Below are 25341 nucleotides of genomic sequence, written 5' to 3'. Positions count from 1 at the left end.
AGCATATCCACCAGCCATTCAAGAATTAATAATGGGGAAATCCCTACCAAAAGAAATCTTGATTAGACAGACTAAATGGGCACACACAACAAAAAAGAGGCCCGAAGGCCTCTTTCCTAGCTGCAGCGGCTGTAGCCGCAGTTGCTGCAATTTTTACAACCTTCGCTGTTAATCAGCGAAGCCGAGCCGCAGGACGGGCACAAGTCGAGGGACGTAGCCGCGCTGCGTGTTACCGCGTATTGAGCGGTCGTTTCCATCACGACCTCCTGTGTGGCGGTGATGTAGTCATCCGCGCTGTCGGAGAAATCGCCGTGCATTTCGAGCGCCTTGGCGACGGCGTCGGCAATCGATTCGACGCGGTTCGCGCCGAAGCCGATCGCGCCGGAGCCGCCGATACCCTTGAGGTGCTTGATTAGCAGCTGCACCTTGTTGCCATGATCGCCGTAGCGCAGGAACAGCGAGCAGACGCGTCCGAGCGCTTCGGACATCGCGAAGACATCGGAACCGGCTTTGCCGACGTTCAAGAATATTTCGCTCGGGCTGCCGTTCATATCGTTAATCGTAATGTAAGCCATCCCGAACGGAGTATTGAATTTATACGTCGCCCCGCGCAGAGCCTGCGGACGGCGCTTGTATTCCTTGTCGAACACCTGCTCCGTCTTGGTGTCAATGTTGACCGCCAGCGATTGAGACAGGTTGGTGAGTGACTTCTCCTCGCCTGCAACGGGTTGCTCGGCCGCCACCGGTTGTGCCGCCGGCTTCGCTTCCGCAGCCTTCTCTTCCTTCTTGTCCGTGCTCAGCACCTGCACGTCGCGGCTGCCGTCCCGATAGATCGTCACGCCTTTGCAGCCCAGATCGAAGGCAAGCTCGTACAACTGCTTCGTTTCTTCAACCGTAAAGTCGGACGGGCAGTTCGCCGTCTTGGAGATCGAGCTGTCCACCCATTTTTGAATGGCGGCCTGTGCGCGAATATGATCTTCCGCGGACAAATCCATAGCTGTGACGAAATAGTCCGGCAGCTCTTCGTTCGGATGCCGATCCTTCCATTCCTGAGCGATCGGCACGTACTGCTTGTCGAAGCCGAGACGGCTTTGACGGTAGTACTCGAACGCAAAGTACGGCTCGATCCCAGTCGAGGTGCCCACCATCGTTCCCGTGCTGCCCGTCGGCGCCTGGGTAATGACCGTTACGTTGCGCATGCCCTTTTTCTGGATGGCGGTGCCCACTTCCGGGAAGACGGACGTCATATGCTTCATGAAGCCGCTCTGCAGAAACGGTTCCGCTTGGAACTGCTTGAAGGAGCCCTTCTCTTCCGCGATATCGGCGGAAGCCAAGTAGGCTTCCTTCGCCATGAAGCCGTACAGCTTATCGAGGAACTCGAGCGATTCCGGACTGCCGTAGCGGATGCCCAGCTTAATCATCAGCTCGGCAAGACCCATCGAGCCGAGTCCGACACGGCGCTCGCCCTGCTGGTTCACCCGGTTTTGCTCAAAGTGATACGGCGTTTTGTCAATAACGTTATCCAGGAAACGCGTGGAATATTGGACGACCTTCGCCAGCTCGTCCCAAGCCACGTCGTGATTATGCTCGTCGTAAAACTTGGACAGATTGATCGCGGACAGATTGCATACGCCCCACGCCGGCAATCCCTGCTCGCCGCAAGGGTTCGTGCAGATGATCGGGTTGAAATACCAGCTGTTGGACATCTGGTTATAGTACTCCATGAACACGACGCCGGGCTCCGCCGATTTCCATGCGGATTCGATAATCGTATGCCACACGTCGCGCGCTTTGACCGTACGATAGTGATTTATTTTTTTGCCGGTCTTTCTCCACTTGTCCAAATCGCCGTCCCACAGCTCGTCATATTCGGGGTCGGTCGTATCCGGATAGACCAATTCCCAATCCAGATCCTCTTTGACCGCCTTCATAAAGCCATTGCTGACGCATACGGACAAGTTGGCGTTCGTGATCTGGCCCATCGTTTGCTTCACGGTAATAAAATCGACCACGTCCGGATGCCAGTCGTTGATCATCAGCATCAGCGCGCCGCGGCGGCTTCCGCCCTGTTCGATCAGGCCGGTCGTGTAGCTGAACAGTCCGCCCCATGAGACCGCGCCGCTCGAAGAACCGTTGACGCCTTTGACAACGGAACGCCGTGGACGAAGCGAGGACAAGTTAATCCCGACGCCGCCTCCGCGCGCCATAATTTCCGTCATTTCGGACAGCGTCGCCATAATGCCTCCGCGGCTGTCATGCGGGGACGGAATGACGTAGCAGTTGAACAGCGTCAATTCGTCGCTTGCGTCAGCACCTGCGGCGATCCGCCCGCCGGGCACAAGCTTCCAATCGTCGAGCACGTAACGGAACTTGTCCGTCCATTCCTTGCGTTTCTCCGGAGTTGCTTCCACGGAAGCCATGGCAGCGGCCAAGCGGTCCCACATTTGCTGCGGCGTTTTTTCCAGCGTCAGCGTCAGCTTCTCGACGGAGGAATCAACAACGTCTCCGCTCCGCAGCTTGACCTTGACCTGGTTTCCTTGACGTTCAATGACTTCCCCTACTTCCTTGGCCGGAAACTTCGGATCGTCCTTCGTCAGCACCAGTACCGTATCTCCCACTTTCGTGTTGCGGGTATCGGCATCCTTCATCGCATAACGGTCAAGAAATATTTTTTCGCTTAAGCCTTCCAATTTGGTCTGCTGCACGGTCTTCAAAACAACAACCTCCCGGAAATATTTTCAAAGATCAATCACAATATCTGGTATGCGAAATTCATTATACAATACAATATATTGTGTTACGAATAGGCAAAAAGCGGATTTAACGGCGTAGTATGGAATACAAGCCCGCTAGCTTCTTTTTTCGCGGTCAGGCTCTCTTTTTCGTTGACGAAATCTTCATCTTTTTCGACAAAGCCGATTTAAGCTGGCCGAAAATTAGACCTATGTACGCTCAAAAACATGTTGAACCCTGCCTTGAAAATCCGCCCTTTGCTTCGTTTTGACAATGATTCAGCCGATTGTTAGTCTAGTAATAGTATAACCGAATTCATCAGAGTTATCAAACGTATGTTCCTATTTTCCAAAACCTACATCATACGGGAGGTGTACCCATGACTCCGATTTACCTGATCCAAGACAGACTCGTTCCCAAAGAAGAAGTTCGCGTCTCGCCGGACGACCGCGGGTACTATTTCGGCGACGGCATCTATGAAGTATTCCGCGTCTACGGAGGCAAATTGTTCGAAGCCGAAGCGCATTTCAAGCGGCTGGAGCGAACGGCGGCCGCCGTCCGCATAGACCTGCCCGCTGCCTCAAGCGAATTGAAAAAGCTGCTGGAGCAATTAATCGCCGCCAACTCGCTGATAGAAGGTACCGTCTACCTTCAAATTACTCGCGGTACCACGCCGAGAGCCCATGCGTTTCCCGCTCAGGCCGAGCCTGTCCTGATGGCTTATACGACCGAGGTGAAGCGTCCCGTTCACATGATGCAGCAGGGCATCGCCGTCGTCACGATGGAGGATATTCGATGGCTGCGCTGTGATCTAAAGACGCTTAACCTGCTGCCCAACACGTTGGCGAAGCAGCACGCGCTCGATCGAGGCGCGGACGACGTCGTTTTGCACCGCAGCGGACTGGTCACGGAGTGCAGCGCCTCCAACGTGATGATCGTAAAACAAGGGGCGGTCATTACCCATCCCGCCGACAACCTGATCCTGCACGGGATCACGCGCGCCGTCGCGCTGCGTCTGGCCCGCGAGCTCGGCATCCCGGTTGCCGAAACACCGTTCACGCTGGACGATCTCCGGCAGGCGGACGAAGCGTTCGTCACCGGTACGACCATCGAAGTAACGCCCGTCATTTCCGTCGACGGCCTGCCCGTTGCCACAGGAAATCCGGGCCCTATCACGCGCGTCCTGCAGCAAGCCTTTGAGCAGGCCATCGCCTCCTGCATCCCTCAATAACCTATCAAAAAAACCTTCGGAGCGCTATCTCCGAAGGTTCCATTCTTCATTGCCATATTTTTCTTCAGCCAACTGTTCCGCCAGCTCCTGCTCGTATGTGGTCAGCTCTCCCGGCACCAGCTTTACGCCCAATCCCTCGGCCATGCCGGCCAGAAACGCCTCTTCCGTCTGTGCCAGCCCAGCCGGCGGTTGTCCGACGCTCCGAAGCAGGTCGTTGATCGCGACCGCCTTCCGTAAAAACTGCTGCTTCATTCGTTCCATGATCCGTTCGTTCTTGAATCTGAGCAGCCGGAACAACTGGTCCGCATCAAGATCGAGCAAAATCGACCCGTGCTGCAGCACGACGCCCTTCTGCCGGGTCTGCGCACTGCCGGCCACCTTGCGCCCCTCCACGACAAGCTCGTACCAGGAAGGCGAATCGAAACAGGCCGCCGAGCCCATCGACTCGTACTTGCTCTTGTCCTCCTCGCTTTCGAGCTGTACCATATCGGCTGCCAGTCCGAGCTTGCGGAACCCGAGCAGCAGCCCTTCGCTCAGCACCCGATACGCTTCCGTCACGCTTCGCGGAATGCCGGGGTAGTCCTCGGACACGATGATGCTGTACGTCAGCTCCTTGTCATGGAGCACCGCCCTTCCCCCGGTCGCCCGCCGGACGAAGCCGATGCCTTCGCGCTTCAGCGCATCAAAATCGATCTCTTCCCTTGCCTTCTGAAAATAACCGATCGACAGCGTCGGAGGATTCCAGCCGTAAAACCGCACGGTTGGCGGCGCCGCCCCTTCACCATGCGCGGTCAGTATCGCTTCGTCTACCGCCATATTGTAAGCCGGCGAACCATAGCCGGACCGAATCCATCGCCATTCCTGCGTCATCCGCGATCCCTCCCTTTTTTTCGCCACCGGCCGCCTCGGCCGGCTCTCCCCTATATAAACCGTCCTGGCACCGCAGAAATCGAGAGCCCGGCGTCCGTCCGCCAGGCCCCATCCCTTTCATCATATAGCATTGCCGGTTCGTTTGAAAGACTTTATTTTCGTGCATACTAAAAATTGACTCGATTCGTTACCCGATGGAAAAGGAGCGCGTCCGATGCAATCCACCGAGCAAAAAGAACACGTGCGTCAATTGAATGAGCATGTTCAGCTGTATTTTGAACGGGATTGGTTCGATGAACTGCACGACCGGGCGCAGCGTAACGGTCCGTGGGATGATTGGACGATGTTCCGGCTGGCCGAAGAAGCCGAGCAGTCGGGGCTGATCCGCAGCTTCGACGAGCTCCAATGCTTGTCGCATTTACCGAATCTGGTGCCGATGGACCATCAGATCGATACCGCCAAAAAAGTATTGACCGAGATGCGCGGACGGGCCATTCTCGCGGACGAGGTCGGGCTCGGCAAAACGATCGAGGCCGGCCTCATTCTCAAGGAGTATATGATCCGCGGACTCGTCCGCAAGGTGCTCATCCTCGTGCCCGCTTCGCTGGTGCTGCAGTGGGTACGCGAGCTGAACCAGAAATTCGGCATTTCCGCCGTTGCCCAGAAAAAAGAATACATGTGGGCCGCCAACGATGTCGTCGTCGCCTCGATGGATACGGCCAAGCGCGACCCGCACCGGGATATCGTGCTCGGGCTGGAGTATGACATGCTGATCGTGGACGAAGCCCACAAGCTGAAGAACAAAAAAACGACCAACTACCAGTTCATCAACGAGCTGCGCAAAAAGTACTGCCTGCTGCTGACGGCGACGCCGGTGCAGAACGACCTGAAAGAGCTGTATAACCTCATCACCCTGCTCAAGCCGGGGCAGCTTGGCGGTCAGGGCAGCTTTCAGGCGAATTTCGTCGTGGACAAGCGGATTCCGAAGAACGAAGAGCAGCTTCAGCACGAGCTGAGCAAGGTCATGATCCGCAACCGGCGCAGCGACGGCAATGTGAATTTCACCAAGCGGATCGTGCGCAATATTCCTTTGCGGCTCTCGCCCGAAGAGCAGGCGCTGTACGACGGTGTGACCAACTTCGTCCGCGGTCGTTACGAGGAGTCCGGCGGCGATATCGGAAGCATTTTGTCGCTTGTCACGCTGCAGCGCGAGGTGTGCTCCAGCCGGGATGCGGTATTCATCACGCTCGTCAACTTGTTCAAGAAAACCGAAGAGAACTCGCCGCTCCGCGCCAAAATCTGGGAGCTCGTCGAGCTGATTCGCAGCATCAAGGCGAATACGAAAGCCGAAAAAGTGATGGAGCTGATCGGCGACATCGGGGAAAAAGTGATTATTTTCACGGAGTATCGCGCGTCTCAGGAATATTTGCTGCAATATTTAAAAGATCGGAAAATTTCGGCCGTTCCTTACCGGGGCGGTATGAACCGGGGCAAAAAAGATTGGATGATGGACTTGTTCCGCAACCGGGCCCAAGTGCTGATCGCCACCGAAGCGGGGGGCGAAGGCATCAATCTGCAATTTTGCCACCATATGATCAACTTCGACCTTCCGTGGAACCCGATGCGGGTCGAGCAGCGGATCGGCCGCGTGCACCGGCTCGGCCAGCAGGAGGATGTCAAAATTTACAACCTGTCCACCCTCGGCACCATCGAGGAGCATATCTTATCGCTGCTGCACGAGAAAATCAACATGTTCGAGCTGGTCATCGGCGAGCTGGATACGATTCTGGAGCGATTCGAGAAAAAAACGTCGCTTGAATCGCATCTGGCCAAAATGATTTTGTCTTCTCGCAGCCAGGAGGACATCCGCCGGCAGCTTGACGAACTGGGGCGTTCCTTCACCGTCGCGCGCTCCGAGGTGGAGCAGGAGTCGCAGGAGAGCACGCGGCTGCAAAGCGTGTTGAATGCGGTAGGCAGCCCCATCCACGGGCAGGACCATGGCGGGGAGGAGGCCCGGCCATGACGATGACGGCGGACCAAATCCGCTCCTTCGTGCTGCGCTATCTGGAAGCGGAGCAGTGCGACATTATGGAGAAGCATCCGGCCTACGTGACCGTGAAGCTGTCGCCCTCCGCCGACAAGGATTTGAATCACCGCCCTTATTATTGGAGCTTCGTCGAACGGACCGGCGTTACCCCGGAGACGATGACGTGCACCTTCGTCTTCGACCCGGAGGCCTACCGCGAGCTGCAGCCGCACGGCCCTCCCGGCGGGCCTCAACCCGGCGTCAGCACAGCCGCTCCCGGGCTCGCTGGCACGGCCGGGACTTCGTCCGCCGTGGTTGCGGCCGGCCAGCCCCCTGCCGGAAGCCCCGCAGGAACTGCGGCGCAGCCGGGCACACCGCCCGGCGTACCGCAGCCCCCGCAGGGAGACAGCATCCTCGGCCGCTATTTCGGCTTCGTGCCGACGTCTTTTACCGCGCGCATTCCGCGTGACGAAGTCACCTATGGCAGCCGTCGGCTGGAGCAGCTTTTTGCCGCCGTCCGGGCCAAGGGCAAGTATGTCCGGCTGTTCGAGCAGCATGTGCCGGAGCAGCCCAGACGATCCTCGACCGTTCCATACGATACTTGGCTTGCCGTCAATTACAAGGTGGAGCTGGCCTGCGATATGAAGCGCAGCGAAATTCACTCTCTGGGCATCCAACTGCAGACGGGCGTGATCCGCGAGCGGTTTATGGATTGGATCGCTCCGGTCGCTTTTACGCCGCAATTGCCCGCTCACGTCTACATTACCCCGGACCGGATTGCGCTGCCCCGCGCGGTACTTTATCTGGAAGAGCATCTGGAAAGTAAGCTCGCGAGGTACGACCACCGCTGGGCGAAGGAAGCCCAGCTTCGGCTCGCGGATGAACAAGCCCGCATCCGCGATTATTACGAAGCGCTGATCAAGACCGCCGAGCCCGATCAACGGCCGGACATCGAGGCGCAGTACGCAGGCCGAGCCCGGGAAATCGAATGGCAGTACCGCCCGCGCATCCGAATATCCGCCATCAACTGCGGATTGTTCCATGTTTCCTCTGCGAAACCGCCCGCGTACTGACGAACGGCCGCGAAACGGTGCGTTTTTCAGGGGAAAGTATTTTTGGACAGACTACAGGTTCTAACAATCTTTTCGCCGCATACCTTGTACAATAAAGGCATATTCGCAGCGGAATGCGCATAATGCCGATCTCAGGCCAACGACTCCCAAGCGAAGCAGGTGAAACTATGAAAAAGCTTACGTTCGCGCTCGTCTCGCTGCTGCTCGGCACAAGCCTGCTTGCGGCCTGGCCGCTCGAATCGCCTCCCGCGCATGCGGTGGAGGAAACGAAACCTTCGGCTTCTCCTTCCGCGACGAAGCCCGAACCGGCAACCGACATTGCCGCTCCGACGCTGCAAGCGGCCGTGGAGCGGTTTATGAAGCAGCTCGCGCTCCAGCCCGGCTTCGAACCGTGGCAGCAGGCGTCCTGGACAAGCTATCCGCTCGGACCGGGCATGCACGGCTGGGTCATCATCGTAAGCGCCGAAGGCTCGGAAGCGGGCTATCTGGTTATCCACGCCGGAGAGCCGGACACATACAGGCTGACCGAGTACGGTAAAGGCTCCTACCCGTTATTCAGCTTGCAAACGCTGCATCGAAGCCTGGTGCAGCTTGAACTTATCGAATATCCGCATCAAACCGAGAGATTATACTTCGGTCCGCTGCAGGCTCTCTGGAAAATAACCGTGCAGAACGCGGACCGCATCTGGTATATCGACGCCAAAACCGGCGAGGAAATGCCTTTCACCGGCGACGCCAAGCTGCCCAAGAGCAAATCGGCGCCCGCGCCAAATGTCCAAGCATTCACCAATACCGATGCCAAGCATACAATAAAGGAAAGCGGGCAAGCGGAGCCCGCGGAGCCTTATGCCCGGCTGCCGTGGGTGCATAAATCGGGCAAGCCATTGCCCTTCGACGATCTGAAGCAGTTGATCGCTCAAGGCAGCAAGCCGGTGTACGCCGCCCAGCTTTACGAAGGCAGCGTAACCGTGCCGCTTCCCGTCGCAGGCTTTCAAGTGTGGTCCAGCGGGGATCGCTTCGTGCAATTCCGGCAGGACGACGACCGCTTTCTTCCCTACGAGGCGCTGCAGCGTCTCGGCAGCTTTTACCCATAACCAACGGTTTTCTCCTCTTCCCTATATAGAAAAGCTTCCCGCCTGACGGCAAGAAGCTTTTCCTTTTTTATTTTATCCGCTGTTGCCTCCACCGCTCCGTTCTCTTCCCCAAGCTTCTCCCGAGACGCCGGGCGCCCTCGCGCAAAGGCTTCGTCCACATGCCGATCGCCACCGGCAGCATGCCGAACCAGCGGTACTGCCACGGCTCCTTGCCTTCCCTCCGGTCCGCCCGCACCTGTCGGCGCACTTCCTTCGGCATCTCGATGTACCGGACGAACCGCTCTGTTACATATTTCACAAGCTCGTCGCTTTTCGCCACTTTGCCGCTCACCTCTATATCCCATTATGAACCGCACCCGGTTGCGGCAAACCTGTCTTCGTCCTATAATGAAGTCGAGCGTAAAATCGCGGTCCGGTTGGTAGCCCGGATGCACGGGCCGGCTTTTCGGAGATGCAAGCCCGTGTCATATCCTTCCCCCTCGGGATGTCCATCGCTCGCAAGACGTAAGGAGGGGAAAGCATGAAGCTTACCGTTTATTTTGAAGGTGAATTTTGGGTAGGTGTGACGGAACACGAAACGGACGGCAAGGTCAAAGCCACTCGTTACGTGTTCGGCTCGGAGCCATACGACGCCGAGGTGATGGAGTTCGTGCAGTTTCGGATGCTGCCGCTGCTCGCACAAACGTCGGTGGGCGTCAGCGTCGATGCCGTGGCCCGGCGGGGCCGCGTCAATCCGAAGCGGCTCGCCCGCGAAGCCGCCCGCGAGATGGATCGCAAAGGCATCCGCGGCGCAGCGCAGGAAGCGCTGAAGCTCGATCTGGAGCACCGCAAGAAGACGCGCAAGATCGTCACCCGGGAGCAGCGTGAAGCCGAGAAGGAACGCAAACGCGAAATCGCCATTCAAAAAGCGAAAGCAAAGCACCGCGGCCGGTAACGGTCGCGTGCAAAAAAACACCCGGATGCCGGGCTGTCTACAGGACAGTCCGGCAATCGGGTGTTTTTGCCATGGTACGAGTTTTAAATTTTCTCCGGCGCCTCGATACCGATCAGCGCCAGGCCGTTCTTCAGCGTAATCCTTACGGACTCCACGAGTGCAAGGCGCGCCTTGCGCACCCCGGCATCGTCCACCTTCAGAATCGGACATTCGTGATAAAACCGGTTGAAGCTTTGCGCCAGATCAACCAAATATCGGCTAATAATGGAAGGCTCCAGCTTATGCATCGCCTGCTCGACCCGTTCCTTGAACAGGTACAGCTGCCTCAGCACGCCTTGCGCCTCTTCGTTTTCCAAATGCTTCGGATCAAAGCCTTCGAACGACTGCGTCTCCGCCGGATCGGCTTTCGCCAGCACGCTGCACGTCCGCGCATGCGTATACTGCACGTAAGGTCCGGTTTCGCCTTCGAAATTCAGCGCCTCGTCCCAGGAGAAAACGATATCCTTAATCCGGTTATTGCTCAAATCGTTGAAAATAATCGCTCCGACGCCGACCTTGCGCGCGACTTCGTCTTTATTTTCGAGATTCGGATTTTTCTCTTCGATAATTTCGCGGGTCTTCTCGATCGCTTTGCCGAGCAGTTCCTCCAGGTTGATGACATTGCCCTTCCGGGTCGACAGCTTCGCGCCTTCCAGGCTGACTTTGCCGAACGGCACGTGCATCATTTGCTTCGACCAATCGTAGCCCATCAGCTCAATCACTTTGAACAGCTGGTTAAAATGCAAGCTTTGCCCCGCATCCGTCACATAAACGGCTTTGTCAAAATCATACGTCTTCTTGCGGTACTTGGCCGCCGCCACGTCGCGCGTATGGTACAGCGTTCCGCCGTCCTTCTTCACCATGAGCGCCGGAGGCATATTGAACTGGTCGAGCCGGACGAGAAGCGCTCCGCCGTCTTCTTCCAGCAGGTTTTTCGCCTTAAGCTCGTCCAATACTTCCGCCATTTTATCGTTATAGAAGCTTTCGCCGGCATACGAATCAAACTTGACGCCGAGCAGATCGTACATCTTGTGGAACTCCTTCAAGCTGATGTCCACAAACCAGCGCCACAGCTTGTGCGCCTCCTCGTCCCCCTGCTCCAGCTTTACGAACCAGGCGCGCGCCTCGTCCTCCAGCTCCGGCTTCACGTCGGCTTCGTCATGGAACTTGACGTAAATGCGCTGCAGCTCGTCGATGCCTTCCGCTTCGACGGCAGCCTGATCCCCCCACAGCTTGTAAGCGACGATCAGCTTGCCGAACTGCGTGCCCCAATCGCCGAGATGGTTGACGCCCACGCTGTTGTATCCCATAAAGTTGAAAATGTTATAAAGCGCATTCCCGATAACCGTCGAGCGGAGATGACCGATATGGAACGTCTTCGCAATATTCGGCGAAGAGAAATCGATGACGATGTTGCGTCCTTGACCGTATTCCTGCGAGCCGTAACGGTCTTGGCGCGCCAATACTTCACCCACGACTTCATTGGCGAACGCGGCCGGGTTCAAAAATACGTTAAAATAACCGGACACCGCATCGACCCGCTGAACCGACGCATTGTCGCTCCAACCCGCCTTCAGCTCTTCCGCAATCGCCTGCGGCGCCTTCCGGAGCTGCTTGCTCAGCTTGAAGCAGGGCAGCGACAAATCCCCCATCTGCGGATTCGGCGGATACTCGATCAGCTCCGCCAGCGCTTCCTGCGATATGCCTTCAAGCTTTGCCGCCAGCTGTCCGGCCAACCATTGTTTGTAATTCATACACGATGTGCCCCTTTCTTCGAACGAACGCCGCCATCCCGCAGTACGCTTTCATACAAGAAAGCACCCCGGTCGGGGTGCCGTTTTTCAACGTCGCACGTAGGTTTTGCCAGCCTTTGCATATGTTCCATTATATCGGGCGCGAAAAACCGAGTCAAGCCGGGTTTGCTGCGTCAGACCAAGGATTTTGGCGGTCTGGCGGCGCTTCGTTCCGGCATGCGCGCGATTTTTGCATGAATTTTGGAGACTGATGAAAAAATAAGGGAGGAAATTTAAAACAAACTTTCATTAAGGAGGCGTATGTTTATGCCGTTGGTTCCGTTTGAACCGTTCAGACGCGTGGATCATTGGAAAAAAGAAATGGACAAGTTTTTTAACGAGGGGCTGCCTTCCGCGTTCGGATTCCAGCAGGAATTCGGCGCGCCGCGCATGGACGTCTACGAAACCGAAAATGAGGTTATCGCCCACTGCGAGATTCCGGGCCTGGAGAAAAAAGAAGATGTAGACATCCAAGTGGAGCAGCAGACGCTCACGATCGTCGGCACCGTACACAAGGTACACGAAGCGAAGGAAGAGCAGTATCATCGTAAGGAGCGTTATAGCGGCCGCTTCCAGCGCACCGTTGCGCTGCCGGCGGAAGTGCAGGCCGAGGGCACGGTCGCTTCATATAGGAACGGCATTCTCGAAGTGAAAATGCCCAAAGTTCAAAATAACGCCAGAAAACGGATCGACGTGGAATTTCATTAATTGACGTCATCCAACTGTAATCCAATTGAAATATGCTTTTCATCTTCCCTTAATGTATAACCTCTATAATAAAGCTCGACCCCCTTTTTCATATAAATTCTCTCTTGGCCCGCGGCCCGTTGCTTGCGGGTCGCTTTTTTTCGCGACAAGCAAAAAACCGGAGCTTCCGGCTGCCGCCGGTTCCACTCCGGTTTACGAGTTTAAAGCATTTTTTGCAGCATGACGACGTCCAGCAGCTTGCCGAATTTGAAGCCGACCTCGCGCATCGTGCCTACGGTATCGAACCCGAGCCGCCGATGAATATGAATGCTGCTGTCGTTGCCCTCCACGATCCGCGACAGCACCGTATGCAGCCCGGCCTTTTTCCCTTCGTCCAGTACGGCTTCCAGCAGCTTTTTCCCGATTCCCCGACCGCGGTGCCCGTCCCGGATATATAAGGACAGCTCCGCCGTGCGCGCATAGGCCAGCCGGTCGGAATAGCGGTTCGCGGCGGCCCAGCCGAGAACCAAACCGGCGTCCTCGGCGACGACGACCGGGTAAGCTTCGCCGTGCTGCTCGAACCATTCCAGTTGCTGCTCCAGCGTGCGCGGAACCGTATCGAACGTCGCTACCGTCGTTAGGACAGCTTCGTTATAAATATCCAAAATGTGCGGTACATCCGCATGTCCGGCCCGTCTGATCTCCATTCAAAGCCCGCTCCCTCTCACGCCATCCTAGCGATTTTTTCGCCTACTATAGCAAGGTTTCGGGAGAAAGGCAAGACTCGAACCGGAAAGCCGTCTATTACAAACCAAGCGTCTCGGTCATATCCTTCAGCACCGCCGCATCCTTCATCATGTGCACGGCTTTACGGAAGTCCGTGTACATTACGCGGTCTTCGTCCAGAAAAGGCACCTGCTTGCGGCACTGCGCGTACACCCAAGCCGTTCCCTTGCCCAGCCCGTCGGCCCCGCGGTAATCGGCCGCTTGCGAGCCGCAAAGCAGCTCGATGGCAACTACGTTGTACGCATTTTCGACGATTTTAGCCGCTTTTCTCGCGCCGATCGTTCCCATGCTCACGTGATCCTCTTGATTCGCCGAGCTTGGAATCGAATCGACGCTGGCCGGATGCGCAAGCGACTTGTTTTCGGACACGAGTGAAGCCGCAGCATACTGCGCAATCATGAAGCCCGAGTTCGTGCCGCCGTACTTCGTCAGAAACGGAGGCAGTCCTCCGCTTAGCTGGGGATTGACCAGCCGTTCGATTCGCCGCTCCGATATATTCGCCAGCTCCGCCACCGCAATGGAGAGGAAATCCATCGCCAGCGCAATCGGTTGACCGTGAAAATTGCCGCCGGAGATCACTTTCTCCTGCTCGGTGAAAATGAGCGGGTTATCCGTTACCGAATTCATCTCGATCAGTAATTTATCGTGAATATACTGAAGCGCGTCGGCCGAAGCGCCGTGAACCTGCGGTACGCAGCGCAGCGAATAAGCGTCTTGGACGCGCAGCTCGCCTTGGTTCGTCATCAGGCGGCTGTCTTGGGTCAGCTTGCGGATATTCGAAGCGACCTGCTGCTGGCCGGCATGCGGGCGGATGTCGTGCGTTTCCGGATCGAACGCCTGCCTCACGCCCTGCAAGGTCTCGGTCGTCAAAGCGGCGGCGCAATCGGCCCATTTGGCCAGCTGCAGCGCGTCCCAGCAAGCCAAAGCGCCGACGGCGGTCATCACTTGTGTGCCATTGATCAGAGCCAGACCCTCTTTTGCTTCAAGCGACACCGGTACGATTCCGGCCTTATCCATCGCCGTTTTTCCATCCAGCTTCTCTCCCCGGAACAACGCCTCCCCTTCCCCCATCAGGACCAGCGCCAAATGGGACAGCGGGGCCAAGTCTCCGCTGGCGCCGAGCGAGCCTTTCTCCGGAATCAGCGGAACGACGCCTTTGTTCAGCATCTCGACCATCGTTTCCACAACGGAGTAGCGTATGCCGGAATAACCTTGAATCAAGGCATTGATGCGAAGCAGCACGATCGCTCTGGCCACTTCCGCCGGGAACGGATCGCCGATCCCGCAAGCGTGGCTGCGGATCAGATTCACTTGCAGCATCTTCGCGTCTTCGCTCGAAATGTACGTGTCGCTGAATTTGCCAAAGCCCGTGGTCAAGCCGTAGACGACCTTTTTCTCCGCCAGCAGCTTCTCGACGTACTCTCTGCTCTTCGTTACCTTCGCTTTGACCGAAGCGTCAAGCTCGACTTCGTAGCCGTGGCGCGCCACGAGCACAACCTCCTGCAAGGTCAGCTTGCCGCCGCCGATCGTAATATGTGCCGTTTTAATCATCACGAACCACTCTCCTTATGAATTGGACACAAAAAAAAGAGGCCACACCAAATCAATGGTCGTGACCTCTAAACGCAACTATAAGACTATGGTCTAAAGTTATTCAATTGAAACGTCCGGTCATCAAATGTGATTGATGCCGAAACCCAAAACTTCATGCTCGAAGCCTTTTTTCGGGGCGCCGATCGTGCCGTACATGCATACGCAGATCCACTCCCCTTCGTCTGGTTGACCTTGTTCGGTCGACAAAGGGCCGCGGACAATGGCGAAGGTCAGTCCTACCGTGCGCAATACGTCCCGAATCTGCGGAGTTCCCCGGCTTACCCCTTGCAAAGCCTCCAGGATCGCATGGTACAAGCCGTGCGTCTCCCGGTATCGCTTTTCGTCGATGACCCGATTGTTTTTGGCAGCGGTTTCGATGGCCGCAATGACTTTCGCGCTATCCATGGAGCCGACCTTCCCGACGGTATGCCGGTATCCGTCCGCTTCCAGCTTTCGTACGATGTCCGCCCCCATCGCATGATCGTGCATCATCGTCAATAAGGCGGTTAATTTGCCGATCGTAGAAGGAATCCCCTGCTGGCCCGTCACTTGCATGCCCCTTTCCTGCGGAAAAGCCACAATAAAAATAAAAAGACGCTACAACAGCAAATGGGAAAGCTTCTTCCCGCTCCCATAAGACTTGCCTTGTATCGACCCGACTATACGCTAAATTGTCTAAAAGGATTTGCTTATCGCTAAAGTATCTGATGAAATTGTATCATACATCACGCGGGTTGACAATAACGCCAAGGAAGGCAGCCGGCTCCATTGCATGGTAAAACGGAACCGGAAATCCGACCTTCGTGTTCGAATGAATCAGAGCTTTTGCATGATCGATTCCATCACTTCCAAGCCTTTCATCTGGCCCATAGCAAGCGGTCCGACAATCTCTGTATCGATGATAAAGAGTTTGCCTGTTTTCACGGCGGTAAGACTATTCCAGACTTTATTCGTTTCCAGTTCCTTCAAAGTCATTTCAGCCTTTCCAGTGAAATCCTTCCCGAGAAAAATATAATCCGGGTCGACAGCGGCTACCCCTTCAAGGCTAATCTCGCCCCAGTCCTTCATGCCGTCAAACTTCGCAAATCCAAGTCCTTTATAATAAGGTTCCATGCGAACCCCTCCGTAATAATTAAAACCTTTGCCCCACGTCATCATAAAGATGGCGGTCTTGCCTTTCACTCCTGACTGCTCAAATTTGCCTGCAAGTTTGAGCAGCCTGTCGTTATACTTTTCGACATATTGCTGCGCCTTGCCTTCTTCCCCGATCACCTCGGCGACTTTGCCGATCGTGTCCTGCCAGTTCTCCGATTCCGGGATAAGTATGGTAGGTGCGATCTTCGACAGCTCATCGTAGATTTTCGCGTCCTCTCCCCAACCGATGATCACATCGGGTTTCAAATCGAGTAATTTCTCAATATTCGCCTCGCTGCCGAGATCTTTTGCTCCGCCTTCTTTGGTGTAGGCATCATAAACGGGAAAGTTGCGAAGCGATTGCAGGCCGACAACGCCGCTTACGGCAGACGCCTCACCGATTGCGTACAAATGGTCCGCATACGGGAAATAGGTCACTACGATGTTCTGGGGTTTGGATTTGAGAAGAGTTTCTCCCTTGGCATGCTTAATTGTCCTTGGAAAACCAGCGGCCTCGCTCGTTTTGGCGGCTTCATTCACGGCTGCGTTCTGCACATCCGCCGCGTTTTTTTTCTCCGAATTGCCGCAAGCAGTAAGCAGCAAAATGAGCAGTATCGCTACGGTAACAAGGAAGCTTTTTTCTTTCGGGATCGATGCAACGTACATTCAAATTTCCTCCGTTCAATAGATTTGAAGCTTTCGAACTTGGCCCGGCAGACGGGTCTCCCGGCCCCTGATGACGATTTGCCGGAGCGGCCATTGGTTGGTTTCACAGCCTCCTAATTAATAATGATTTTCATTATCATTTTAACAGCCTTGTCTTCCTCAAAGCAATTCAATAAAAATCAGCTACATCTCGAAAATTTCTTCGTTCAAATGATAAGCAAATTCTCTGTACATACTGACGGCATAAAAATAAGCCCAAAAATTACTAAAAAGTAATTTATGAGCCTATTATTCTTTACTATGATGCGGTCGAGAGGACTCGAACCTCCACGGCTGTTACACCACTAGAACCTGAATCTAGCGCGTCTGCCAATTCCGCCACGACCGCATATTTCGCCGCGATTCGATTGATTTCGAACCGACAAATGGAATTATATAACGATCGCTTACCCTATGTCAAGCATAAAATCTTCTATAACATGATTAACCGGCGCATCCTCTCTCCTAATTTTTCTTCGGCTTATTATCCAAAATAAATCGTAGTTCCTTAATATCGTCATCGGACAAAGATTGCTCCTCGATGAAGTGAACCAGCATAGACTTCAGGGCTCCTCCATAAATTCGCTTAATAAAAGACTGTGTTTCGGCTTGCCGACATTCATCCTGCGAATAAAGCGGAAAGAATGTATAGAGTTTCTGATTTTGATTTACACCTGCTACCTTTTTTTGGACTAGACGATCTAACAGAGTGCGCACCGTCTTCGGCTTCCAATCCGTTTTCTCCTGTAGAGAAAGAATAATTTCGTTAGCCGTTTGCGGTGCCTTTTCCCATAGCACGTTCATGACTTCCCATTCTGCTTCTGAAATATTGGGGACTTTATTAGACACTCTTATCCTCCTTCATATATGCCTTTATCCTTCAAAATAGATAACGTTATTTCTGCTGCCTTACTTCCGTTGGCGTTCTCTTCATTTTGTATATTTGTTGCAAAGAAATAAACGTCGTCCTTTGTCTCTACATATCCAATGAACCAACCATTTATCATTTTTTTATTTACAGTACCTGTAGCTGTTTTTCCGGATAATAGCGCACCATCTTTTTCTTCCAATCTAATCGAATCTTTGACGGTCTGTACATTCTTCTCTTTAAATCCAAATTGGTTTGTATAAAAAGCTTTTAATAATTGTACCTGCTCCACGGGGGATATCTCTAATGAAGATTCTAACCAATATTGTCCGATTCCTCCAGAAAGATTACGATTACCATAGCCTATTTGGTTCAGATAAGCTTGTATTTTATCCTGTTGGATTATTTTATCCAAATCCTGAAAATACCAATTCACTGAATTTTGCATGGCTTTAAATAAGTTTTGATCCTTATTCCATGAATCAAATGGATAATGTGTGCCATTCCATGGCATGGAGGAATTTTCTCTCGTTATGACATTGGAATCCAATCCAAACAATGCAAGATAAATTTTGTAAGTTGAATCCGGAGAAACTCTTAATTTGCTTTGATTTTCGTTATAGATACGATATTGATCTGCTTTCAAATCATATAACACAAAGCTCCCTTTATATCCTGAAAAATAATCACTTAAATCCTCGTGCATAGTTCGATCACTGGTAAAATCGTATCGGTTATGATCATTCGCCATCACAGAAACGAGTGGAGCCTGACTTGCAACAAGTATTGCCACAAGCATAAAGATAGCGATACTCTTCAGCTTCAATAGCTTTGAATCAGCCGTAAACGAAGCAATCCTTTCTATACGTTTCCTTATTTGCTGTTTAGGACCATTGAACTGATTAGTCAAAGCAAAATTTTTGAAATGTGATGCTCTGTCCACAACTTTAATGACGGTATTCCCATATTCGGCATAGCAGCGTTCATCTAATGAATGTAAAACAGCCATGTCACAAGCTATTTCACGATCTGATCTCATTTCCCTAAAAGCAAGCCAAACAAGCGGATTGAACCAGTATACGACTTGATAAATAACGATTAGGTAATTCGTCACAATATCTTTATATTTAATGTGATTGAGTTCATGCAAAATAATATATCTGATATCCTTCAAAGACAACCATTCGTCAAAATGAGTCGGAAATACAACATAGGTTTTCAGAAGGCCAAACGTCATCGGTGAACTGACAAGCGGAGATTCCCCTACAATTAAATGTCTCGATATCTTTAAATCCTGCATGCACTGTTCAAATAACACGAGAACTTCTTTGTTTTTCAGGTTAGACGTAGTGCGTTTAATATTTTTTACCTTTAGCCAGGCATGCAGGGTCAAACCGGCCATTACGAGTATCCCTGCAATCCAGGTCAAAGCTAAAATGATATTCAGGTATGCTGGACTAGCACGGTTTATAGATATCGAAAAGTCCTGCAGCCAATTCACATTTCCAACTTCCTGATCTCCGGTGGTCATAGCAGAAGGACTTATTCCATCGCTTTGGTTAACACCGAATAAATAGAAATTGTTTCCAAAACTAAATAAATGACTTGATATAAAAGGAAGCAGCAATGCAATAAACAATAGAAACCATAGATTATAGTGCCATTTCGCTGAAAGTTGCTTTTGGAATAATTTTTTAATCAGCATAATAACGGCAATGGTGAAAGACGACACAATGAAGCTAATAACGAAATGAGTAAAGAACATGCTTTTCGTTTCCATCTCTCAACCTTTCTGTTGAAATCATTAAAGCAAAACTTGTAGCCTGAATTTTAGCAGTTGACTGTCATTTTATCAACTACCATCAAACTGATTTGGAATAGGCTGGCTCGTAAATAAGCCAACTTATTCCATGTTGATCATTGCAGTTTACTTGAAGGCGTCCATTGCTATTTTCGCAGCCTGCGCGATAAGGTCGTCATTATAAGCGGAATCCTGCTTATCGCGGCTGGACAGAATTGCGATAATGATGGGGTCTCTGTTCGGTGGCCAAACAATAGCAATGTCGTTTCGCGTTCCATAACTGGCGGCACCGGTTTTATCTCCAACCTGCCAGCCTTCGGGTGCGCCCGCACGGATCAGTTTAGCCCCAGTCGTGTTCCCCCGCAGCCAATCGGTAAGGAGCTTACGTTTGTCAGTAGGAAGCACGTCGCCGACCGTGAAAGCCTGAAGGGTTGTGGCAAGTGCTTTAGGTGTACTTGTATCACGTGTGTCTCCCGGGACGGCTTGGTTCAAGTCTGTTTCAAAACGTGCAGACGTAGTAACGTTATCGCCGATCTTTTTCAGTACGGTTTCAAAACCCTTAGGGCCACCCAATTCTTTTAGTAAGAGATTCCCCGCGGTGTTGTCGCTATAACGGATAGCAGCGTCGCAGATATCCCTAAGGGTCATCCCTGTTTCCACGTGTTTTTCTGTTATGGGTGAATAAGTGACCAAGTCTTCCTTGGTGTAGGTGATTACTTTATCGAGATTAGAGCTTTGCTGAAGCACTGCGCCTGCCGCCAAAGCCTTATAGGTGGATGCAAAAGCGAACCGTTCCTCAGGTCTGTAAGCAATCGTCCGACTCGTACCGGTATCAATTGCATACACACCAAGTCTAGCGCCAAATTTGTTCTCGAGTTGAATAAACTCGTCAGACTCGGATGTAACTACTGTCTGGGTCTTCTCTGTCGACTGGGTAACAGGGGGATTGACAGCCTTCGCACAACCAATGAGCAAGATGGGTACAAACAATAGAGGTAAAGCAATTTTATTGCAAATTTTTACTATAGAATGTTTAGATTTACTCAAGATATTTAACCTCTTTTCAAAAAATATTATGTAAGCTGAAAACGAAAAAACTGTTTTTTCTATTCTATACTCTGTTACTCCTCTCTAATTTTGATTACATTCGTAATATTATACTACACTTGTAGTCTATCAATGTCAAATTAAGCACCAGCTTAAAATAAAAAGGTTCCCACTCTGCCAGAGAAAGCAGATCAGAAACCTGTCGTTTGTTTTAATGGGCAAAGGTAAGCACCTTCGCCCATGATTTTATTTTTCAGCCCGCAACTTTAATTAACAGCCTGCGACTTCCAATAGCTCTCCATCTCTTTAATGAACCCTTTACGATCAATCTTGTTAATTAAATATTTCTGCATGGAGGCGCCCAGCTTAGCGTAATGATCCCCGGGAAGGAATTTGAACATTCCGAGATTAATAACCTTGCCTTCTTTAACATAATTACTTATTGAAGGAGAAATGGCATTCGTCCCCTTTACCTTTAAATCTTTATAAGGCATGATTAATCCCATTTTGGAAATAATGGAATTTTGTCCCTGTTCACTTGTGACCATCCACTCAAAAAATTGTTTGGCTGCTTCCTGCTGCTCCGGTGTTGCTCTTGTTTTATCGATGGTGTACAGAAACGGTTCCAAAACCGGAATCTCCTGGTTCCCGTAGTCATCCGGGTTGTTGCTGATCGGAACAGGCATGACTCCGAATTGTTTGTCCCGGCCTTCGACAGGATCCATGACGGACCAAGCCCAATCTCCCATAAAGTAGAATGCCGCGTTACCTTTGGCAAAATCTATCGTATCTTTATTGAAGTCGGCGACAATCGGATCGTTCTTGCGAAGATTATACTTTTTAAGCAAGTCGAAGGTATCCAGCAAACCATTGAATTGGGGATTGCCGGATAAATCCACGCTTCCCTTTTTCAAGCCCTCCAAAAAATTACGATTGTCTTCAACCTTTTTGGATTGCAGGCCGTAGGCTAACGATAAATAATGGGAGCCCAAAGACCAGTCCGATCCATGAATCAATACCGGCGCCTTGCCGGCGGCTTCCACTTTTTTGAACAAAGCTTCCAAATCATTGCGGGTTTTCACCGATGCGGGATCAAAAGTTCCTCCGATCGCTTCCTCAACTACCCGTTTGTTGTATAATAAGCCGTAACCCTGCGTAGTCCATGGTACGCCCACAAATTTGCCGTCAAATAAATTTCTTTCAATCGTGCCCGGCAGCGTCAACTTTTCGTATTTTGCTTTTTCCGACTCCAAATCCAGCAAGGTGTCTTTGAACTTTAATACCGTTTGCTGTTCCAGCATGGCGGCCGTAGGCGGATTGCTGGAAGCCTGAAGCGCTTCGTATTTTTGTATATAATCGGTTCCTGCTTGCGCATTCAATAATTCAATTTTTACTTCAGGACGCTCTTGCTGATACGCCTTCACCAAATCGGTAAAAGCGTTGTTCTGATCCACCGTATAAAAAGTAATCTTGACGCCCTTCTCCGATTGAGCCGCTCCCGGCGATGCATCCTTATTGGAACAAGCGGCCACCGTAGATAACAGCACAGCCGTACAAACTCCGAGCTTGATACCCGCTTTGATTTTCAATATCTTTTCCCCCTTATCTTATAAATAAGTAAACGGCTCTCTTGCATCAATAAAGACAACCGGAATCCCATGGACCAAAGGCTGCAGCCATTCCGCCATAAATTTCATGCCCCATTCTTCGCTGCGTTCATGCCCTACAACGATCATGGCTTTGTTAAGTCCAAGCATTTGGGCGTCGTTGATATAGGCGCAGAGCGTCCATTCCATAATTTCGCCGCAAACCATGACATCCAAATTCATATTTCGCATCAATTCCATCGGCATTTGCTCTCTTCCCAGGCCCAGACTGCCCCCGCCCACTAAAATGCCGACTCTCGAACATTTCATTTCGGGTTTGCCGATGATTTGAATCACATCCATGGATAGCTTCTGTTTAAAAAAGCTCGCCAGCTCCGCCAAACTGACCTCCTCAATTTGGTAGGTGTGAGGATTTCCGTCAAGCATATTGTTTTCCCAGCCAATTTCTTTTAGGAGGCCGTCATAGATTCTGTCTGTTTTCCCCATGTGCATGTAATCATGAAACCGCCAGATCACGATCTGATTCTCATCTATCAATTTTTTCTTAGCCGCATATACAGGGTCTTCCTGAAGCCAGTCCGTTTCATCCTTTCCCGTATAGTAGGTAGGCTCATGGGTAATAATCATATTGGCCCCGCAAGCGATTGCCTGCTTGATAACGTCAACCGTTGCCATAAATGTCGTTACAATTCCGGTGACCTCCGTGTCGGGACTGCCGCTCATGATCCTGTCTCCGGTTTCGGACAATCTAAAATCGCCGCACGAATCTTTCAAAATGGCATCGATCACTTGTTGAACCTTCATTTCCAATCCCTTCTTTCGTTAAGATTACGCCCCAAAATAGCGCTGTCGCTCTCCCTATGGAATCAACGATTAAAAGCTCTCGCCAAAGCATCCAAATATCCGTTTCTGGCGCGTTGACTAATCTCCGCATCTGGAACAACGTGTTCGAAGCCGTGATAGCATCCGGGATAAAGCTGAAATTCGACATCAACTCCCGCCTGCGCAAGACGCGCAACATAGTCGATCGTCTCGTCGCGGAACGGATCAAGCTGCCCTACACAAGTATAGACCGGAGGCAGACCGGCCAAGCTCTTCGCGCGGCTTGGCGCCGCATAAGGGGAAATGTCTCCATGGGCATGCTCGCCAAGATACATCTTCCAGGCCGCCAGATTATTGGCCTTGTTCCACACCGCTGGATGCGTAATTTCGTGGCTTGAGGGCGTAACGTTACGCTCGTCGATCATCGGGTATAGCGGCATTTGAAAACAAATGGCCGGTCCGCCTTTATCCCGAGCCATCAGCGCCAATGCCGCCGTCAATCCCCCTCCCGCACTTGCCCCGCCAATCGCAATCCGCGACAAATCGATATTCATTTCCTCCGCGCGGTTGGTTATCCATTCCAATGCGGCGTAGCAGTCTTCAATGGCCGCCGGAAACGGATGTTCGGGGGCAAGGCGATATTCGGGCGAAATAACGATGCAATTGGCCGCTTTTACAAAGCATTCGCAGAGAACGTCATCGGAACTCGGGTGACCCAACACATATCCCCCGCCATGGATCCAAAGAAAAGCAGGCAGCTTTTGATCCTCTCTCCGGACCGGTTCATAAATCTTGACCAGCATTTCCTTTGCATCTCCGCCGGATATATAACGTTCCGTAATTTGAACGGATTTCGAGCTTTTCGTGAGAGACAAAGGGCGCTGCCTCTCCCTTGCCAGATCATCGGGCAAATGAAGAGGCGTTAAAAGCTCTACCCCTTGCTTTAATTCCGGAGCCACTCTGCTTATGAAGTCCAATATCCATACCTCCAATTATGATGAAATTTCCCCAAGCTTAATCAGACTGCAAAATGATCGGCAAATCCTTCTTCATCGACATAGGAAATCTCGGCAAGGCTTGCTCTCAAGTCGACTAGCAACATACAACTCTTATCGTCCTTTGTCCACTTGAGACGAAGCTCATCCGACGGCGAATCAAGAACCTCAAATTCTCCTTGGAAAGCTTCATATTCGTTCCTGAAACGGATCAGCCTCAAAAGCCGCTGCACCGCTTCCTTCTCCAGAGACCGCTCGATCTCTTCCAGAGAGAAGTTGTGGCGGTTGATTTCCCGGCCTTCTCCGGTATTCTTTACACGTTCATAATCGTTCTCGCCGGCCAACAGCCCCACATAGTACACCTGCGGAATGCCGGGCGTAAAGAACTGAATGGCGCGTGCCGTCAAATAGGCGTCGTCATCGCTATTTAATGCGGAATAATAGGTACACCGGATTTGATGGACATCAAATCCATCCGCCGCTTTATGTTCATCCGACAAGATCAGACTGAGATTGGCTCCCCGAGCCACGCATACATCCACAATTTTTCTCGCTTCTCTCGTATCGATCAAATCATCCAAATCCGGCTTTACCGGAATACCGTCATGGCAATCCAGCATCGTAAACTGCTTCTTCGGCCGGGTCTTTAAATAATGAACTAAATCCCCGCTGTTTTGGTTGATCAAAGCTTCAAAAATCCGGTACGGCAGGATAAAATCGTAAATCCAGCAGCCATGCTCGGCGAGCTTGTATTGCGTAGTATAGTGCGCATGAACCTCCGGCAGCAGCTCAATTTCAAGCGATGCGGCAAGCTTCATCACCCAGTCCAGAAACTTATATATTTCCGGCTCTACGAAAAAGCAGCTGGTGCCGAGCTTTTTGATCACGTAACCGACAGCATCGAGCCTGACAATTTTTACATTGTTCTTCTTAAAGTTTAGAAAGAAGTCCGTCAAAAGCTGCTTAACCTTTTCCGATTTTATATCGAGATCAATCTGCTCGGATGGGTCCGTTTTGCCAAATGTGGTCCATACCTTCTCCTCTTCACCGGTCTCCGCAATAGTGAAGGTCGAATAAGGCAGCGGCCGGCGCAGGAACATTTTATCGATGTCTTGCTGCACTGGTTGACCATCCGGCCAAATTTTATCTAATGTGATAAATAAGTCCGCGTACTCGGACTCCCTTCCCTTTTCAAGGAAGTCTTGAAAGTATGACGATTGCCGGGAAATATGGTTGACCATCAAATCAACCAAGACATCGAACTCTTCGCCGATGGCCTTCATATCTTCCCACGTGCCAAAGCTCGGCTCAATTTCCAGATAAGTTTGCGGCGCGAATCCCCTGTCTCCGGTCGAGGGGAAAGGCGGCAAAATATGGACTCCACCTTTGAAGACGTCCGAAAAATACGTATTCAGCACGCGATGGAGCGTTTTTAAATCTCCGCCAAGGGAGTCGGGATACGTAATCAGCTGCACTTGATTTTTGACGGACATATGGAACCTC

Annotated in this window: 21 protein-coding genes and 1 tRNA gene; 6 read left to right on the top strand and 16 right to left on the bottom strand. The window is 52.0% G+C overall.

Annotated elements, in window-relative coordinates:
- Nucleotides 1–116: 116 nt before the first annotated feature.
- Nucleotides 117–2714 (bottom strand): adenosylcobalamin-dependent ribonucleoside-diphosphate reductase, encoded by a 2598-nt coding sequence (locus tag KQX66_RS34105; protein ID WP_216798000.1) that lies wholly within the window; start codon nucleotides 2712–2714, stop codon nucleotides 117–119.
- Between the two features lie 398 nt (nucleotides 2715–3112).
- On the opposite strand from KQX66_RS34105, the gene dat reads away from it, so the two are divergent.
- Nucleotides 3113–3964, top strand: a complete 852-nt coding sequence (dat, locus tag KQX66_RS34100) for a D-amino-acid transaminase (protein WP_216797999.1) — start codon at nucleotides 3113–3115, stop codon at nucleotides 3962–3964.
- 24 nt (nucleotides 3965–3988) lie between these two features.
- Here the strand turns inward: dat and KQX66_RS34095 are convergent, their stop codons facing one another.
- Nucleotides 3989–4834 (bottom strand): lipoate--protein ligase family protein, encoded by an 846-nt coding sequence (locus KQX66_RS34095; RefSeq protein WP_216797998.1) that lies wholly within the window; start codon nucleotides 4832–4834, stop codon nucleotides 3989–3991.
- 214 nt (nucleotides 4835–5048) lie between these two features.
- Between KQX66_RS34095 and KQX66_RS34090 the strand changes: the two genes are divergently transcribed.
- From KQX66_RS34090 to KQX66_RS34080, 3 genes are all read left to right on the top strand, one after another.
- Nucleotides 5049–6857 carry a DEAD/DEAH box helicase gene (locus tag KQX66_RS34090; RefSeq protein WP_216797997.1) on the top strand — a complete coding sequence of 603 codons (1809 nt, stop codon included), beginning with the start codon at nucleotides 5049–5051 and terminating at the stop codon, nucleotides 6855–6857.
- Nucleotides 6854–7933, top strand: coding sequence for a YqhG family protein (locus KQX66_RS34085; RefSeq protein ID WP_253957621.1), 1080 nt, complete (start codon nucleotides 6854–6856; stop codon nucleotides 7931–7933). Before KQX66_RS34090 ends, KQX66_RS34085 begins: the two co-directional genes overlap by 4 nt.
- A 167-nt stretch (nucleotides 7934–8100) precedes the next feature.
- Nucleotides 8101–9027 (top strand): hypothetical protein, encoded by a 927-nt coding sequence (locus KQX66_RS34080; protein ID WP_216797996.1) that lies wholly within the window; start codon nucleotides 8101–8103, stop codon nucleotides 9025–9027.
- Nucleotides 9028–9094: 67 nt separating this feature from the next.
- On the opposite strand, the gene KQX66_RS34075 is transcribed toward KQX66_RS34080, so the two are convergent.
- Nucleotides 9095–9358 carry a YqzE family protein gene (locus KQX66_RS34075; RefSeq protein ID WP_308647312.1) on the bottom strand — a complete coding sequence of 88 codons (264 nt, stop codon included), beginning with the start codon at nucleotides 9356–9358 and terminating at the stop codon, nucleotides 9095–9097.
- Nucleotides 9359–9547: 189 nt separating this feature from the next.
- Between KQX66_RS34075 and KQX66_RS34070 the strand changes: the two genes are divergently transcribed.
- Nucleotides 9548–9961: a YjdF family protein gene (locus KQX66_RS34070; protein ID WP_216797995.1), complete on the top strand. Its 414-nt coding sequence runs from the start codon at nucleotides 9548–9550 to the stop codon at nucleotides 9959–9961.
- Between the two features lie 83 nt (nucleotides 9962–10044).
- On the opposite strand, the gene argS is transcribed toward KQX66_RS34070, so the two are convergent.
- On the bottom strand, nucleotides 10045–11754 hold the full coding sequence (gene argS, locus KQX66_RS34065; RefSeq protein WP_216797994.1) for an arginine--tRNA ligase: 1710 nt from the start codon (nucleotides 11752–11754) through the stop codon (nucleotides 10045–10047).
- Between the two features lie 306 nt (nucleotides 11755–12060).
- Here argS and KQX66_RS34060 point away from each other — a divergent pair, with 306 nt between their 5' ends.
- Nucleotides 12061–12501 (top strand): Hsp20/alpha crystallin family protein, encoded by a 441-nt coding sequence (locus tag KQX66_RS34060; protein WP_216797993.1) that lies wholly within the window; start codon nucleotides 12061–12063, stop codon nucleotides 12499–12501.
- Nucleotides 12502–12701: 200 nt separating this feature from the next.
- Here the strand turns inward: KQX66_RS34060 and KQX66_RS34055 are convergent, their stop codons facing one another.
- The 12 genes from KQX66_RS34055 to gtfA form a co-directional block, all read right to left on the bottom strand.
- Complete coding sequence (locus tag KQX66_RS34055; RefSeq protein WP_216797992.1) at nucleotides 12702–13187, bottom strand: GNAT family N-acetyltransferase; 486 nt, start codon at nucleotides 13185–13187, stop codon at nucleotides 12702–12704.
- A gap of 97 nt (nucleotides 13188–13284) precedes the next feature.
- Nucleotides 13285–14817: a histidine ammonia-lyase gene (gene hutH / locus KQX66_RS34050; RefSeq protein WP_216798003.1), complete on the bottom strand. Its 1533-nt coding sequence runs from the start codon at nucleotides 14815–14817 to the stop codon at nucleotides 13285–13287.
- Nucleotides 14818–14940: 123 nt separating this feature from the next.
- Entirely contained in the window at nucleotides 14941–15414 is a 474-nt protein-coding gene (gene hutP, locus KQX66_RS34045) for a histidine utilization transcription antiterminator HutP (protein WP_054974032.1), read from the bottom strand.
- Between the two features lie 261 nt (nucleotides 15415–15675).
- Nucleotides 15676–16659 carry an ABC transporter substrate-binding protein gene (locus tag KQX66_RS34040; RefSeq protein ID WP_054973979.1) on the bottom strand — a complete coding sequence of 328 codons (984 nt, stop codon included), beginning with the start codon at nucleotides 16657–16659 and terminating at the stop codon, nucleotides 15676–15678.
- Nucleotides 16660–16963: 304 nt separating this feature from the next.
- A tRNA-Leu gene (locus tag KQX66_RS34035) sits at nucleotides 16964–17047 on the bottom strand.
- A gap of 116 nt (nucleotides 17048–17163) precedes the next feature.
- The gene (gene blaI, locus KQX66_RS34030) at nucleotides 17164–17547 is read right to left on the bottom strand and encodes a penicillinase repressor BlaI (RefSeq protein WP_063858081.1); all 384 of its coding nucleotides are present in this window, start codon (nucleotides 17545–17547) and stop codon (nucleotides 17164–17166) included.
- 2 nt (nucleotides 17548–17549) lie between these two features.
- Nucleotides 17550–19331, bottom strand: a complete 1782-nt coding sequence (locus tag KQX66_RS34025; protein ID WP_216798002.1) for a BlaR1 family beta-lactam sensor/signal transducer — start codon at nucleotides 19329–19331, stop codon at nucleotides 17550–17552.
- Nucleotides 19332–19493: 162 nt separating this feature from the next.
- Nucleotides 19494–20357, bottom strand: coding sequence for a class A beta-lactamase (gene bla / locus KQX66_RS34020; protein ID WP_438804222.1), 864 nt, complete (start codon nucleotides 20355–20357; stop codon nucleotides 19494–19496).
- A 323-nt stretch (nucleotides 20358–20680) separates the two neighbouring features.
- Nucleotides 20681–22003, bottom strand: coding sequence for an ABC transporter substrate-binding protein (locus tag KQX66_RS34015; protein ID WP_216797990.1), 1323 nt, complete (start codon nucleotides 22001–22003; stop codon nucleotides 20681–20683).
- A gap of 18 nt (nucleotides 22004–22021) precedes the next feature.
- Nucleotides 22022–22825, bottom strand: a complete 804-nt coding sequence (locus KQX66_RS34010) for a Nif3-like dinuclear metal center hexameric protein (protein WP_216797989.1) — start codon at nucleotides 22823–22825, stop codon at nucleotides 22022–22024.
- 62 nt (nucleotides 22826–22887) lie between these two features.
- Nucleotides 22888–23820 (bottom strand): alpha/beta hydrolase, encoded by a 933-nt coding sequence (locus KQX66_RS34005; RefSeq protein ID WP_216797988.1) that lies wholly within the window; start codon nucleotides 23818–23820, stop codon nucleotides 22888–22890.
- Between the two features lie 41 nt (nucleotides 23821–23861).
- Nucleotides 23862–25331 carry a sucrose phosphorylase gene (gene gtfA / locus KQX66_RS34000; protein ID WP_216797987.1) on the bottom strand — a complete coding sequence of 490 codons (1470 nt, stop codon included), beginning with the start codon at nucleotides 25329–25331 and terminating at the stop codon, nucleotides 23862–23864.
- Nucleotides 25332–25341: the final 10 nt, after the last annotated feature.

The sequence above is a fragment of the Paenibacillus oleatilyticus genome, assembly GCF_018998565.1.
GTDB classification, from domain to species: domain Bacteria; phylum Bacillota; class Bacilli; order Paenibacillales; family NBRC-103111; genus Paenibacillus_G; species Paenibacillus_G oleatilyticus.
Note: the sequence above shows the minus strand (reverse complement) of the source record. Positions and strands in the feature narration are given on the sequence as shown.